This window comes from Burkholderia sp. SIMBA_051 (assembly GCF_046534915.1).
GTDB classification, from domain to species: domain Bacteria; phylum Pseudomonadota; class Gammaproteobacteria; order Burkholderiales; family Burkholderiaceae; genus Burkholderia; species Burkholderia ambifaria.
In genome coordinates, this window is sequence record NZ_JAWRXS010000014.1 from 117,288 (window position 1) to 130,871 (window position 13,584).

General features: G+C 65.0%; 11 protein-coding genes. 1 reads left to right on the forward strand and 10 read right to left on the reverse strand.

Annotated features, from left to right (window positions below):
• Positions 1 to 71: 71 nt before the first annotated feature.
• Together SB771_RS28870 and hemE are read right to left on the reverse strand one after the other, a co-directional pair.
• A complete protein-coding gene (locus SB771_RS28870) occupies positions 72 to 2,333 on the reverse strand; it encodes a primosomal protein N' (protein WP_175661332.1) in 2,262 nt (753 codons plus the stop codon).
• A 448-nt stretch (positions 2,334 to 2,781) separates the two neighbouring features.
• Positions 2,782 to 3,876 (reverse strand): uroporphyrinogen decarboxylase, encoded by a 1,095-nt coding sequence (hemE, locus tag SB771_RS28875; RefSeq protein ID WP_279607106.1) that lies wholly within the window; start codon positions 3,874 to 3,876, stop codon positions 2,782 to 2,784.
• 149 nt (positions 3,877 to 4,025) lie between these two features.
• On the opposite strand from hemE, the gene SB771_RS28880 reads away from it, so the two are divergent.
• A complete protein-coding gene (locus SB771_RS28880; protein ID WP_175661330.1) occupies positions 4,026 to 4,838 on the forward strand; it encodes a transporter substrate-binding domain-containing protein in 813 nt (270 codons plus the stop codon).
• A 714-nt stretch (positions 4,839 to 5,552) separates the two neighbouring features.
• Here the strand turns inward: SB771_RS28880 and SB771_RS28885 are convergent.
• From SB771_RS28885 to atpE, 8 genes are all read right to left on the reverse strand, one after another.
• Positions 5,553 to 7,280, reverse strand: coding sequence for an AMP-binding protein (locus SB771_RS28885; RefSeq protein ID WP_175661329.1), 1,728 nt, complete (start codon positions 7,278 to 7,280; stop codon positions 5,553 to 5,555).
• A gap of 256 nt (positions 7,281 to 7,536) precedes the next feature.
• Positions 7,537 to 7,962, reverse strand: a complete 426-nt coding sequence (locus SB771_RS28890; protein WP_006477288.1) for a F0F1 ATP synthase subunit epsilon — start codon at positions 7,960 to 7,962, stop codon at positions 7,537 to 7,539.
• 150 nt (positions 7,963 to 8,112) lie between these two features.
• Positions 8,113 to 9,507 carry a F0F1 ATP synthase subunit beta gene (atpD, locus tag SB771_RS28895; protein WP_175661328.1) on the reverse strand — a complete coding sequence of 465 codons (1,395 nt, stop codon included), beginning with the start codon at positions 9,505 to 9,507 and terminating at the stop codon, positions 8,113 to 8,115.
• A gap of 66 nt (positions 9,508 to 9,573) precedes the next feature.
• Positions 9,574 to 10,449 (reverse strand): F0F1 ATP synthase subunit gamma, encoded by an 876-nt coding sequence (gene atpG / locus SB771_RS28900; protein ID WP_006751770.1) that lies wholly within the window; start codon positions 10,447 to 10,449, stop codon positions 9,574 to 9,576.
• A 69-nt stretch (positions 10,450 to 10,518) separates the two neighbouring features.
• Positions 10,519 to 12,060: a F0F1 ATP synthase subunit alpha gene (gene atpA, locus SB771_RS28905; RefSeq protein ID WP_011655619.1), complete on the reverse strand. Its 1,542-nt coding sequence runs from the start codon at positions 12,058 to 12,060 to the stop codon at positions 10,519 to 10,521.
• Between the two features lie 44 nt (positions 12,061 to 12,104).
• Positions 12,105 to 12,644, reverse strand: coding sequence for a F0F1 ATP synthase subunit delta (locus SB771_RS28910; protein ID WP_006756468.1), 540 nt, complete (start codon positions 12,642 to 12,644; stop codon positions 12,105 to 12,107).
• A 2-nt stretch (positions 12,645 to 12,646) separates the two neighbouring features.
• Positions 12,647 to 13,117 carry a F0F1 ATP synthase subunit B gene (locus SB771_RS28915; protein ID WP_006751767.1) on the reverse strand — a complete coding sequence of 157 codons (471 nt, stop codon included), beginning with the start codon at positions 13,115 to 13,117 and terminating at the stop codon, positions 12,647 to 12,649.
• 128 nt (positions 13,118 to 13,245) lie between these two features.
• On the reverse strand, positions 13,246 to 13,515 hold the full coding sequence (gene atpE, locus SB771_RS28920) for a F0F1 ATP synthase subunit C (RefSeq protein ID WP_006482730.1): 270 nt from the start codon (positions 13,513 to 13,515) through the stop codon (positions 13,246 to 13,248).
• Positions 13,516 to 13,584 lie beyond the last annotated feature (69 nt).

Genomic DNA, 13,584 nt, shown 5'->3' on the forward strand with positions numbered 1-13,584 from the left:
CGACGGGCCCGGGTGTCATAGGGCGTCACATGGTGGCGCGCGGAACGACGGCCGCGGCCGTTGCGCTCGATTCAGATATCGAGCGGGTCGACCTCGAGGCTCCACCGATGGACGCCCTTCAGCGCGCGCAGCTCCGGCTGCCACGCGCGCAGCGCATGCTGCAGTGCCGCCCGCGACGCGCTTTCGAGCAGCAGCTGCGCGCGGTGGACGTTCGCGACCTTCACGATCGTCATCGGCACCGCGTCGTATACGGTCACCCGATCGGCGCCCGGCAGCCCCGGCAGCGCGGCGGCGGCCTGCAGCAGGAACGCGAGCGCCGCGTCGAGCGTGCGTCCTTCGGCGCGCAGCAGCGCCTGGTAGACGAACGGCGGCAGGTGCGCGTCGCGGCGCTCGCCGAGCGTCGAATTCGCAAAGCCGACGTAATCCTGCCGCCCGAGCGCGTGATACAGCGCGTGACGCGGATAGCGCGTCTGCACGAGCACCTCGCCGGGCAGCCCGGCGCGCCCCGCGCGGCCGCTCACCTGCATCAGTTGCGCGAACAGCCGCTCGCTCGCGCGGAAGTCGTGCGAGAACAGCGCGGTGTCCGCATTGAGCACGCCGACGAGCGACACGCGCTGGAAGTCGTGCCCCTTCGCGATCATCTGCGTGCCGACCAGGATGTCGACTTCACCGGCGTGCACGTCCGAGAACAACGCCTGCGCGCTGCCCTTGCGTCGTGTGCTGTCCGCGTCGATCCGCAGGATCCGCGCGCCCGTCACGGCCTCGGCGAGCGCCTCCTCGATGCGCTGCGTGCCGCGCCCGAGCGGCGCGATGTCGACGTTCCCGCATTCCGGGCACGAGCGCGGAATACGCGCTTCCCAGCCGCAGTGATGGCAGCGCAGCGCATGCTCGGGCTTGTGCAGCACGACGTACGCGCTGCAGCGCGGGCAACCGGCGACCCAGCCGCACGCGTCGCACGCGAGCTGGGGCGCGTAACCGCGCCGGTTCAGGAACACGAGGCTCTGTTCGCCGCGCTCGAGCCGCGCCTTCAGCGCCGCGACGAGCGGCCCCGACAGCCCGCCCAGCGACGCGCGCCCGCGCCGCCGCTCCTCTTCGAGATCGATCAGCCGCACGGTGGGCAGCGTCGCGTCGGCCACCGCGCGGCGCGACAGCGTGAGCCGCGTGTAGCGCCCCTGCTCGGCTTGCCACCAGCTTTCGAGCGACGGCGTCGCCGAGCCGAGCACGACCGGAATGCCGAGATGCTTCGCGCGCCATACCGCGAGATCGCGCGCCGAATAGCGCAACCCTTCCTGCTGCTTGTACGCGGGCTCGTGTTCCTCGTCGACGACGATCAGCGCGAGCGTCGGCAGCGACGCGAGCACCGCGAGCCGCGTACCGAGCACGATCCGCGCGCGGCCCGTGTGCGCGGCGAGCCAGTTGCGCGCGCGTTCGCCCTCGGCGAGCCCGCTGTGCAACGTGACGATCGCGTCGTCCGCGAGCGTGCCCGCGAAGCGCGCGCGAAACGCGGCCTCGAACTGCGGCGTCAGGTTGATTTCGGGCACGAGCACGAGCGCCTGCGCGTCGGGCCGCGCGTCGAGCAGCGCGGCCAGCGCATGCAGATAGACCTCGGTCTTGCCGCTACCCGTCACGCCATGCAGCAGGAACGGCGCGAAACCCTGCGCGGCGCGGATCGCATCGAGCGCCTCGGCTTGCTGGTCGGTGAGCGCCGGCGGCACAGCTCGTCCACTGGTTGTCGACAGGTTATCCACAGCTTTGGGCACAGGCGCATCGGCCCAGCCGATCTCCTCGATCGCCACCCAGCCGCGTGCCGCCCAGTCGTCGAGCGTGGCGGCCGCCTTCGGATGCAACGCACGCACGTCGGGCAAGGTCAGCGAATCGGTGTCGGCGAGTGCCTGCGCGAGCCGCCGCAGCGCGGCCCCGCGCGCGGGCAGTGCGTCGGGAAGCGCGGCGCGGCCGGCTTCGCTCAGCCGGTAGCGCACTTCCGGCGCCAGCAGCCGCCCCCAGCGCTGCGCATCGCGCAACGCCTGCGGCAACGCCGGCAGCGCGACTTCGCCGCGGCCGCGCTGGTAGTAATCGGCCGCGAACGACACGAGCGCGAGCCAGTCGGGCGCCAGCGGCGGCAGTTCGGTACAGATTGCGTCGATCGCGCGCAACCGGGACGGCGGCACGTCGGTGTGAGTCGTCACTTCGCAGACGAGCCCGACGACCTGCCGCTTGCCGAACGGCACCTGGACGAGCGTGCCGGGCTCGGGCGCCGGCTGGACGTCGCAGCGGTAGTCGAACAGGGTGGCGAGCGGGTGGTCGAGCGCGACGCGCAGGTAGGTATCGGCCATCAGCGCGCTCCGGCGGCGGTTCGCGACGCGCGAACGGCCGGCGCCCACGTTCGCGTCAAGGTGGCGAACTTAAAGTAAAACTTCAGATTCGGCGCTAAGTTTTGGATTCGCATTAGGAATCGCCGTATACCCTGAACTGCCTGTGGATAACTTTGTTGAGAACTCGCCGTTCAACAGCCGCAAAGCGCGTGGGGCCGTGCTTTCCGCCGATTTGGCCCGCCCGCTGCCGCATCCCGCGAAGCCTTATTCCATAAGGCTGCTATTCAAATTCCCAAACCATAGCGAGACAATTCGACCGATACAGGGCTCTACCGCGCTGCAACGTGGAAAATGTGCATAAGTCAAGTCTTGACAAGCGATGAATCGGCAACCGGTGCGGGCTTGCGCCCTGTTTAGTGCCGACCGCGAAACGCTGTCACGCCGCAGTGCAGCATGACGGCGCTTGCGCTCAGACGGCCGCTCCGCTAAGGATCTTGCGGCTGTGGCTATGCACTTCGTCGACGAGTTCGGCGACGTGATCCGGCGACGTGAACTGCGAAATACCGTGGCCGAGGTTGAATACGTGGCCCGGATGATTGCCGTAGCTGTCGAGTACCGCGCGCGCCTGCTCGCGCACCGCGGCCGGCGGTGCAAACAGGATCGTCGGGTCGAGGTTGCCCTGCAGCGCGACGCGCCCCGCGACGCGCTCGCGCGCGGCGCCGAGGTTCACCGTCCAGTCGAGCCCGACCGCGTCGACGCCGGTCGCCGCGATTTCCTCTAGCCACAGGCCGCCGCCCTTCGTGAACGTGATCACCGGCACGCGCTCGCCGTCGTGCTCGCGCTTGAGCTGGCTGACGACGCGGCGGATGTAGTCGAGCGAGAAGCGCTGGTACGCGCCGTCCGCCAGCGCACCGCCCCACGTATCGAAGATCATCACGGCCTGCGCGCCGGCTTCGATCTGCGCGTTCAGGTACGCGGCCACGGCTTGCGCGTTCACGTCGAGGATCCGGTGCATCAGGTCGGGGCGCGAATACGCCATCGACTTCACCGTGCGGAAATCGTCCGACCCGCCGCCTTCGACCATGTAGCACGCGAGCGTCCACGGGCTGCCCGAGAAGCCGATCAGCGGCACGCGCTGGCGGCCCTGGCCGTCGGTCAGCGCGCGGCGGATCTCGCGCACGGCGCCCGTCACGTAGCCGAGCGTCGCTTCGATGTCCGGCACCGCGAGCTTCGCGACGTCGGCCTCGGTGCGCACCGGATGCGCGAACTTCGGCCCTTCGCCGACCTGGAAGTCGAGGCCGAGACCCATTGCGTCGGGAATCGTCAGGATGTCCGAGAACAGGATCGCGGCGTCGAGCGGGAAGCGCTCGAGCGGCTGCAGCGTCACCTCGGTCGCGTAGTCGGGATTCTTCGCGAGGCCGAGGAAGCTGCCGGCGCGTGCGCGCGTCGCGTTGTATTCGGGTAGGTAGCGGCCCGCCTGGCGCATCAGCCAGATCGGCGTGTAGTCGGTCGGCTCGCGCAGAAGCGCACGCAGGAAGGTGTCGTTGAGCAGGTTATGGGCCACGGTAGGAGCGACGATGCGAAGGCAAAGCGGCATTTTACCGGAGCGGGGCCGTGCCGCTGCGTATGCCGATGCGATGGCGGCCATATGACGCGCGCGAGGGCTCCGTTATGATCGGACGCTGATATCAATCCGAACGAAGGAGGAGACCGATGAAGACATTCGCCCCGCTGGCCGCGCTCGCCGCAGCCACCCTGCTTTGCTGCGCCGCCGCGCACGCTCAGACCGCCGCAGCCGCGTCCCCGGTCGCCGGCGCCAACGCCGGCTCGCGCCTCGACGACGTGCTCGCCCGCGGCACGCTGCGCGTGTGCACGACAGGCGACTACAAGCCGTATTCGTACTACCGCACGGACGGCCGTTTCGAGGGCATCGACATCGACATGGCCGAATCGCTCGCGAAATCGCTCGGCGTGAAGGCCGACTTCGTGAAGACGAGCTGGTCGAACCTCACCAACGACTTCGTCGCGAAGTGTGATATCGCGGTGGGCGGCGTATCGACCACGCTCGAGCGCCAGAAGCGCGTGTTCTTCACGCAGCCATACGTGGTCGACGGCAAGACGGCGATCGCGCGCTGCGCGGATGCAGACAAGTACCAGACCGTCGCGCAGATCGACCGGCCCGAGACCCGCGTGATCGTGAACCCGGGCGGCACCAACGAGCGCTTTGCGAAGCAGTTCTTCACGCATGCGAACCTCACCGTCTACCCTGACAACGTGACGATCTTCAAGCAGATCCTCGCGGGCAAGGCGGACGTGATGGTGACGGACGCGTCCGAGACGATGCTGCAGCAAAAGCTGAATCCGGGCCTCTGCTCGGTGCATCCGGACAAGCCGTTCCAGTTCGGCGAGAAGGCGTACATGGTGCCGCGCGGCGACGTCGCGTTCCAGCAGTACGTCGACCAGTGGCTGCACCTCGCGCTGTCGAGCGGCGAGTATCAGGCGATTTCCGACAAGTGGCTGAAATAAGCGCGATCGCGCACGGCAACGGCCGCCGATAACGCGCACCGACCCCGCGTCCCTCTCATCGAATGCGAAGCGCCGTTACATCTCGGCGCGGGACGCGGCGGTCGCAAAACCGTGAAACTGGCCGAATGGCCGACTATCGCCGCCGCCGATCACGTTTCAAAATCTTTCCGACGAATGAATCGTCATACGCGGTAGCTGTCATGCGATGCACGTTCGGTCGTGTAAATCGGCAATTCGCTGATGCCGATACGCATGAAAAACGCATTGCGCGCACACGATGAAAACTCTGCGGAAAGGATAAGTAAATATGACCATTTTCAGGATCCCGAAAACAGCAAAAAATCCCGGAAAGCCTTATCTGGCGGGCGTTACAACCTGAAACACTTTGTTACCGCGAGGGGTCATTAATTCGCCCACAATGGGCCTCAACGGTTTCAACACGGATGCGGTCTCGTGTGCCAAGTGTGAGCGGACGCGAAGCGCTGCGAGCCAGTCGGTCACGTACCGAAGCCCTTCCGAGGGGCATCCCTGTTGGAGTCGTTTCCGGCCCCCGCCGGACACGGTTTCATCTTTGGTCTCCTCGCGCTAACCCCGTAGCGTGTGGTTTTTAGCGGGCTAATAAGCCCGCTTTTTTTCGTCCATCGAAAACGCAGCGGCCCGCATCGGGCGGCCCGAAGGCCGCCGCGCTTTTCCGCCTCCGGGCCGCCCGTCGTTTCAAGCGGTCTTCTGCACGTCGAGCTTGAGTTCCTCGATCATCCGTTCGCGCATCACGAACTTCTGCACCTTGCCCGTCACCGTCATCGGCAGCTCGTCGACGAAGCGGATGTAGCGCGGAATCTTGTAGTGCGCGATCTGGCCATTGCAGAACGCGCGCACGTCGTCCTCCGACATCTGCTCGTCCGCACGCAACACGATCCACGCGCACAGCTCCTCGCCGTACTTCGCATCGGGCACGCCGAACACCTGCGCGCTCTGAATCTTCGGATGCCTGAACAGGAATTCCTCGATCTCGCGCGGGTACACGTTCTCGCCGCCGCGGATCACCATGTCCTTCAGCCGGCCCACGATGTTGCAGTAGCCATCCGCATCGAGCGTCGCGAGGTCGCCCGTGTGCATCCAGCCGTCGACCAGCACCTCGCGCGTCTTCGCGTCGTCGTCCCAGTAGCCGAGCATCACCGAATAGCCCTTCGTGCACAGCTCGCCCGTCGCGCCGACCGGCACGATGCGCCCTTCCGGATCGACGATCTTCACTTCCAGATGCGGCTGAATGCGGCCGACCGTCGTCGTGCGCTTCTCGAGCGGATCGTCGGTCGAGCTCTGGAACGACACGGGGCTCGTCTCCGTCATCCCGTACGCGATGGTGATTTCCGACAGATGCATCTGCGACACGACGCGCTTCATCGTCTCGATCGGGCACGGCGAGCCGGCCATGATCCCGGTGCGCAGCGTCGACAGGTCGAATTTCGCGAATTCCGGATGATCGAGTTCCGCGATGAACATCGTCGGCACGCCATGCAGCGCGGTGCAGCGTTCGTCGGCGACGGCCGCGAGCGTCGCGACCGGGTCGAACGCCTCGCCGGGGAACACCATCGCCGCGCCCGTCGATACGCACGCGAGCACGGCCAGCACCATCCCGAAGCAGTGATACAGCGGCACCGGGATGCACAGCGCGTCCTGCTCGCTGAACCGCATCGCCATCGCGATGAAGCGCGCGTTGTTGACGACGTTGCGGTGCGTGAGCGTCGCGCCCTTCGGGCTGCCGGTCGTGCCGCTCGTGAACTGGATGTTGATCGGGTCGGTGGCCGCGAGCGTCGCGCCGATCGCATCGAGCCGCGCGACGTCGAGCGTGTCGCGGCCGCGCGCGATCACGTCCGCGAAGCGGAACATGCCGGCCGGCGCGACTTCTCCCATCGACACGACCGTGCGCAAGCTGGGCACGCGCGCCGCCCGCAGGTCGCCCGGCGTCGCGCTCGCGAGCTCCGGCGCGATGGTCTGCAACATCTCGACGTAGGCCGACGTCTTGAAGCGCTCGGCCGCGATCACGGCCTTACAGCCGACCTTGTTCAGCGCGTACTCGAGTTCCGCGAGCCGGTAGGCCGGATTGATGTTGACGAGGACCGCGCCGATGCGCGCGGTCGCGAATTGCGTGAGCAGCCATTCGCTGCGGTTCGGCGACCAGATGCCGACGCAATCGCCCTTCACGATCCCGAGCGCAGCCAGGCCGGCCGCGAGCACGTCGACCTCGTGCACGAACGCGCGCCAGGTCCAGCGCACCTGTTGTTCGCGGAACACGACGGCCGGACGATCGGGAAAGCGGCCGGCCGTGTCGAGCAGGAACCGGCTGACCGTCGCTTCGGATAGCGGCACGTCGGTCGCGCCGCGCACGTACGACAGTCCGTTTTCGGGCGCGATCAGCGCCCCCACGTCAAGGTCTGCTGCCATCGATGTCTCCGTCCGTTTTTGTCTGATCGGCCCGGCACGCGGCTCACGCGCGCCTGCTCCGCCGCGATCGCGGCGGACCGCCTCTGCACGCATGATGCCGCGCGCCGCTGACGACACTCTGACATCAAATCACGGCGGACGGACGAAATAGCACGACCGGACGATACGATCCGGCCCGCAAAAAACAGACGAAAACGAAGGACGAAAAAAAAGCAGCCCGAAGGCTGCTTCCTTTCGCGGGATACGCGCGCGCGGCTTAGTGCCGGCTGCGAATCTTCGCGAGGCGCTGGATCGCCTCGAGCTGCGCCATCGCGGTCGCGAGCTCGGATTGCGCCTTTGCGAGGTCGAGGTCCGACTTCGCGTTCTGCAGCGTTTCCTCGGCACGCTTGCGCGCTTCCTCGGCTTTCGCCGCATCGAGGTCCTTGCCGCGGATCGCGGTGTCGGCGAGCACCGTCACGGCGCCCGGCTGCACTTCGAGAATGCCGCCCGCGACGAACACGAATTCGTCGTTGCCGCCCTCGACTTCGATGCGCACCGCACCCGGACGAATCCGCGTGATCAGCGGCGTGTGACCCGGCAGAATGCCCAGCTCACCCGTTTCGCCCGGCAGCGCGACGAATTTCGCCTCGCCCGAGAAGATCTGCTCTTCCGCGCTGACGACGTCTACTTTGATGGTTGCCATATGAACTCCTGTCGATCGGAGTGAGCGCTTCAGCGCTTACTCCGATCCCATGCCGTGGTTGGCCTGAATTAGCGCTTTAGCGCTTACTCGGGCCCCATGGCGGTCGGCAGAAGTGAGCGCTTCAGCGCTCCCTTCCATCCCACATGACCCTTACTGGATCTTCTTGGCCTTTTCGAAGGCTTCGTCGATCGTGCCGACCATGTAGAACGCCTGTTCCGGCAGGTGGTCGCACTCGCCGTCGACGATCATCTTGAAGCCACGGATCGTTTCCTTCAGCGGCACGTACTTGCCCGGCGAACCCGTGAACACTTCAGCGACGTGGAACGGCTGCGACAGGAAACGCTGGATCTTACGCGCACGTGCGACCGACAGCTTGTCTTCCGGCGACAGTTCGTCCATGCCCAGAATCGCGATGATGTCGCGCAGTTCCTTGTAGCGCTGCAGCGTCTGCTGAACGCGACGGGTGATCGAGTAGTGCTCTTCACCGATCACGTTCGGGTCGATCTGGCGCGACGTCGAGTCGAGCGGGTCGACCGCCGGGTAGATACCCAGCGAAGCGATGTCACGCGACAGAACGACGGTTGCGTCCAGGTGGCCGAAGGTCGTGGCCGGCGACGGGTCGGTCAAGTCATCCGCAGGGACGTACACGGCCTGAACCGACGTAATCGAGCCCTTCTTGGTCGACGTGATGCGTTCCTGCAGCTTGCCCATTTCTTCAGCCAGCGTCGGCTGATAGCCCACTGCCGACGGCATACGGCCGAGCAGTGCCGACACTTCGGTACCGGCCAGCGTGAAACGGTAGATGTTGTCGACGAAGAACAGCACGTCGAGGCCTTCGTCACGGAAGTGCTCGGCCATCGTCAGGCCGGTCAGCGCGACGCGCAGACGGTTGCCCGGCGGCTCGTTCATCTGGCCGTACACCAGCGCGACCTTGTCGAGAACGTTCGAGTCCTTCATTTCGTGGTAGAAGTCGTTCCCTTCACGGGTACGCTCGCCCACGCCCGCGAACACGGAGTAACCGCCGTGTTCCTTCGCGATGTTGTTGATGAGCTCCATCATGTTGACGGTCTTGCCCACGCCAGCACCGCCGAACAGGCCAACCTTGCCGCCCTTCGCGAACGGGCAGATCAGGTCGATGACCTTGATACCCGTTTCGAGCAGTTCGGTCGACGGCGACAGTTCGTCGAACGCCGGAGCCTTCTGGTGGATCGAACGCGTCACTTCGCTTTCGATCGGGCCAGCTTCGTCGATCGGACGGCCAAGCACGTCCATGATTCGGCCGAGGGTCGGCTTGCCGACCGGCACCGAGATCGGTTTTGCCGTGTTCTTCACGGTCAGGCCGCGGCGCAGGCCGTCGGATGCACCCAGACAAATGGTACGGACCACGCCGTCACCCAGCTGCTGCTGGACTTCGAGCGTCAGTTCCGAGCCATCGAGAATGAGCGCGTCGTAGATCTTCGGCATGCTCTCGCGCGGGAATTCCACGTCGATAACGGCGCCGATGCACTGTACGATCTTGCCTTCTACCAAAGCAGCAGTACTCATCGCTTTTCCTTTAAATACCTGATTCTTTACTCGCGCAAAGGCGCAGTTGTCGTCCCGGGCGCGCGCTTAAACAGCGGCTGCGCCGCCGACGATCTCCGACAGTTCTTTCGTAATCGCGGCCTGGCGGCTCTTGTTGTATACGAGCTGCAGTTCGCTGATCACCGTCTTCGCGTTGTCGGACGCGGCCTTCATCGCGACCATCCGCGCCGATTGCTCGGACGCCATGTTCTCCGCGACAGCCTGGTAAACCAGCGCCTCGACGTAACGCACGAGCAGTTCGTCGACGACTGCCTGCGCGTCCGGCTCGTAGATGTAATCCCACGACGTGGCCGGCGTACCGTCATCGGCCTCGAAGTGCTCCGACGACAGCGGCAGCAACTGCTCGATCACGGCTTCCTGCTTCATCGTGTTGACGAAGCGCGTGTAAGCGATATAAACCGCCGACAGCTTGCCTTCCGAGTACAGGTCGAGCTGCGTCTTCACGGCGCCGATCAGCTTGTCCAGATGCGGGGTGTCGCCGAGGTGCACGACCTGCGACATCACCTTCGCGCCGAAGCGGTTCAGGAACCCGAGGCCCTTGCTACCGATCGCGGTGGCTTCGACCTTCTGGCCCTTCTCTTCCAGCTCCTTGAACTTCTGCACCGTCGCACGCAGCACGTTGGTGTTCAGACCACCGCACAGACCCTTGTCCGTCGTGACAAGGATGATGCCGGCCGTCGTCGCGCCGTCGTTCGCCACCATGAACGGGTGGCGGTACTCCGGGTTCGCACGGCTCATGTGCGCGGCGATGGCTCGGACCTTGTCCGCGTACGGACGAGCGGCGCGCATGCGTTCCTGCGCGCGGCGCATCTTCGATGCGGCCACCATCTCCATCGCCTTCGTGATCTTGCGCGTGTTTTGCACGCTCTTGATCTTGCCGCGAATTTCCTTCATTCCAGCCATAGCTTGCTCCTTGACCGAAGCGGCGCGGGCGCATCAGCACCCGCGCGGCCTCAGTGTGTCACTCGCGGATCAATAGGCACCCGACTTCTTGAAGGACTCGATCGCCGCGCGCAGCGCGCCTTCGTCGTCCTTCGAGAGATCCTTGGTGTCTTCGATGCGCTTGATGAGGTCAGCGTGGCTGGTCTTCAGGTTGTCGCGCAGGCCCTTCTCGAACGGCAGCACTTGCTTCACGTCGAGATCGTCGAGGTAGCCGTTGTTCGCGGCGTACAGCGACACGGCCAGTTCCCACACCTGCAGCGGCTGGTACTGCGGCTGCTTCAGCAGTTCCGTCACGCGGCGGCCGCGCTCGAGCTGCTTGCGGGTCGCTTCGTCGAGGTCCGATGCGAACTGCGCGAATGCGGCCAGTTCACGGTACTGCGCGAGGTCGGTACGGATACCGCCCGACAGCTTCTTCACGACCTTCGTCTGAGCGGCGCCACCGACTCGCGACACCGACACGCCGGCGTTGATTGCCGGGCGGATGCCTGCGTTGAACAGGTCGGTTTCCAGGAAGATCTGGCCGTCGGTAATCGAGATCACGTTCGTCGGAACGAACGCGGTCACGTCGCCAGCCTGCGTTTCGATGACCGGGAGTGCCGTCAGCGAGCCGCTCTTGCCCTTCACTTCGCCGTTCGTGAACTTCTCGACGTACTCTTCCGACACGCGAGCAGCACGCTCGAGCAGACGCGAGTGCAGATAGAACACGTCACCCGGGTAGGCTTCACGGCCCGGCGGGCGGCGCAGCAGCAGCGAGATCTGACGGTATGCCCAAGCCTGCTTGGTCAAGTCGTCATAGATGATCAGCGCGTCTTGACCGCGGTCGCGGAAGTATTCGCCCATCGTGCAGCCGGCGTACGGTGCGAGGTATTGCATCGCGGCCGAATCCGAAGCCGAAGCGGCGACGACGATCGTGTATTCCATCGCGCCCGTTTCTTCGAGCTTGCGCACCACGTTCATGATCGACGAAGCCTTCTGGCCGATCGCGACGTAGATACAGACCAGGTCCTTGCCCTTCTGGTTGATGATCGCGTCGATCGCCACCGCGGTCTTGCCGCACTGACGGTCGCCGATGATCAGCTCACGCTGGCCACGGCCGATCGGCACCATCGCGTCGATCGACTTGATGCCCGTCTGCACCGGCTGCGACACCGACTTACGCCAGATCACGCCCGGAGCGATCTTTTCGATCGCGTCGGTCAGCTTCGCGTTGACCGGACCCTTGCCGTCGATCGGGTTGCCGAGCGCGTCGACCACGCGGCCGACGAGTTCCGGACCGACCGGGACTTCGAGAATGCGGCCCGTCGTCTTGACGACGTCGCCTTCCGAGATGTGTTCGTATTCGCCGAGAATCACAGCGCCGACCGAGTCGCGCTCGAGGTTCAGCGCGAGGCCGAACGTGTTGCCCGGAAACTCGAGCATTTCGCCCTGCATCACGTCCGACAGGCCGTGGATGCGCACGATACCGTCGGTCACGGAGATCACGGTGCCCTGGTTGCGAACGTCTGCGCTCGCTTCAAGGCCCTGGATCCGGCTCTTGATCAGCTCGCTGATCTCAGAGGGATTGAGTTGCATTATTCGCTCCTGATAGTCAATTCTGTTGCGTGCCGGCGTGGCGCTCAGGCGGTCAAGGCAGCCTGCATCGATGCGAGGCGCGCGCGAACCGAGGTGTCGAGCACTTCGTCGCCGACCGTCACGCGCACGCCGCCGATCAGCGACGAATCGACTTCGACCGTCGGCTTCAGCTTGCGCTTGAACTTGCGTTCGAGGCCAGAGACGAGACTTTCGAGATCCGCGCCGTTCAGCGGGAACGCGCTCACGATCTCGGCGTCGGCTGCACCTTCACGTTCGTTCTTGAGCGCCTCGAACTGCTCGGCGATTTCCGGCAGCAGCGCGATACGATGATTGTCGACCAGCATCTGCACGAAGTTCTTCGCTTCCGCGCCGGCCGCGACCGGCGACTTCACCGCAGCAAGCAGCAGCTCGACCACTTGCGTGCGCGTCACCTTCGGGCTCGACGCGACCGACAGCACTTCCGGCAGACGCGCAACCTGGGCCAGCTCTTGCACGAGCGTGGACCAGGCGGCGATGTCACCTCCCTCGGCCACGCGGAACAGCGCTTCTGCGTAAGGGCGGGCGATGGTTGCAAGTTCGGCCATGATCAGAGCTCGGCTTTCAGTTGATTCAGCAGTTGGGCGTGGGCCGTTTGATCGACTTCGCGCTTCAGGATCTGCTCGGCGCCCTTCACGGCCAGCGAGGCGACTTCGCCACGCAGCGCTTCGCGCGCCTTCACGATTTGCTGTTCTGCTTCCGCTTTCGCCTGGGCGACGATGCGGGCGGCTTCAGCCTGGGCGTTGGCCTTGATTTCCTCGGCGACCGCCTGGGCACGCTTTTCAGCGTCGGCGATGCGCTGCTGGCCGTCGTTGCGGGCCTGCGCGAGTTCCTGGTCCACGCGCTTGTGCGCTGCGTCGAGTTCCGCCTTGCCCTTCTCCGCGGCGGCGAGGCCGTCGGCGATCTTCTTCGAACGTTCGTCGAGGGCGTTGATCAACGGCGGCCACACGAATTTCATCGTGAACCACGCGAGGACCAGGAACACGACCATTTGCGCAAACAGAGTTGCGTTGAGATTCACGGTGTTTCCTTATCTGCTATCCGGAAAAATGAAACGGTAAGGCGCTCATCGAGTTGCATTCGATCAGCGCCCCAAGTCTCCGTTCCGCCCTGCGCCGGCTTGCGCCGGGCGCATATTTCCGAGGAACCTTAGCCTGCGAGCTTCGACAGGAGCGGGTTCGCGAACGCGAACAGCATTGCGACACCAACACCGATCAGGAATGCAGCGTCGATCAGGCCGGCCAGCAGGAACATCTTCGTTTGCAGCGGGTTGATGAGTTCCGGCTGACGTGCGCACGCTTCGATGTACTTGCCACCCATCAGCGCGATACCGATACAGGCGCCGATTGCACCCAGGCCGATGATGATGCCGATACCGATGGCGGTCAGACCCTGGATGTTGGCGATGTAAGCTTGCATGATCACTCCTTTGTGAAAAGACTTGGAACTGAGATTTAAAAAACTAAAACGAAGACTCTTTGTTGCACG

What these genes read in the sequence shown, in the direction of transcription:
- atpE (WP_006482730.1), bottom strand. Translation starts at nt 13,515, where the DNA reads ATGCAAGCTTACATCGCCAACATCCAGGGTCTGACCGCCATCGGTATC.
- atpG (WP_006751770.1), bottom strand. Translation starts at nt 10,449, where the DNA reads ATGGCTGGAATGAAGGAAATTCGCGGCAAGATCAAGAGCGTGCAAAAC.
- SB771_RS28885 (WP_175661329.1), bottom strand. Translation starts at nt 7,280, where the DNA reads ATGGCAGCAGACCTTGACGTGGGGGCGCTGATCGCGCCCGAAAACGGA.
- atpD (WP_175661328.1), bottom strand. Translation starts at nt 9,507, where the DNA reads ATGAGTACTGCTGCTTTGGTAGAAGGCAAGATCGTACAGTGCATCGGC.
- atpA (WP_011655619.1), bottom strand. Translation starts at nt 12,060, where the DNA reads ATGCAACTCAATCCCTCTGAGATCAGCGAGCTGATCAAGAGCCGGATC.
- SB771_RS28890 (WP_006477288.1), bottom strand. Translation starts at nt 7,962, where the DNA reads ATGGCAACCATCAAAGTAGACGTCGTCAGCGCGGAAGAGCAGATCTTC.
- SB771_RS28880 (WP_175661330.1), top strand. Translation starts at nt 4,026, where the DNA reads ATGAAGACATTCGCCCCGCTGGCCGCGCTCGCCGCAGCCACCCTGCTT.
- SB771_RS28870 (WP_175661332.1), bottom strand. Translation starts at nt 2,333, where the DNA reads ATGGCCGATACCTACCTGCGCGTCGCGCTCGACCACCCGCTCGCCACC.
- SB771_RS28910 (WP_006756468.1), bottom strand. Translation starts at nt 12,644, where the DNA reads ATGGCCGAACTTGCAACCATCGCCCGCCCTTACGCAGAAGCGCTGTTC.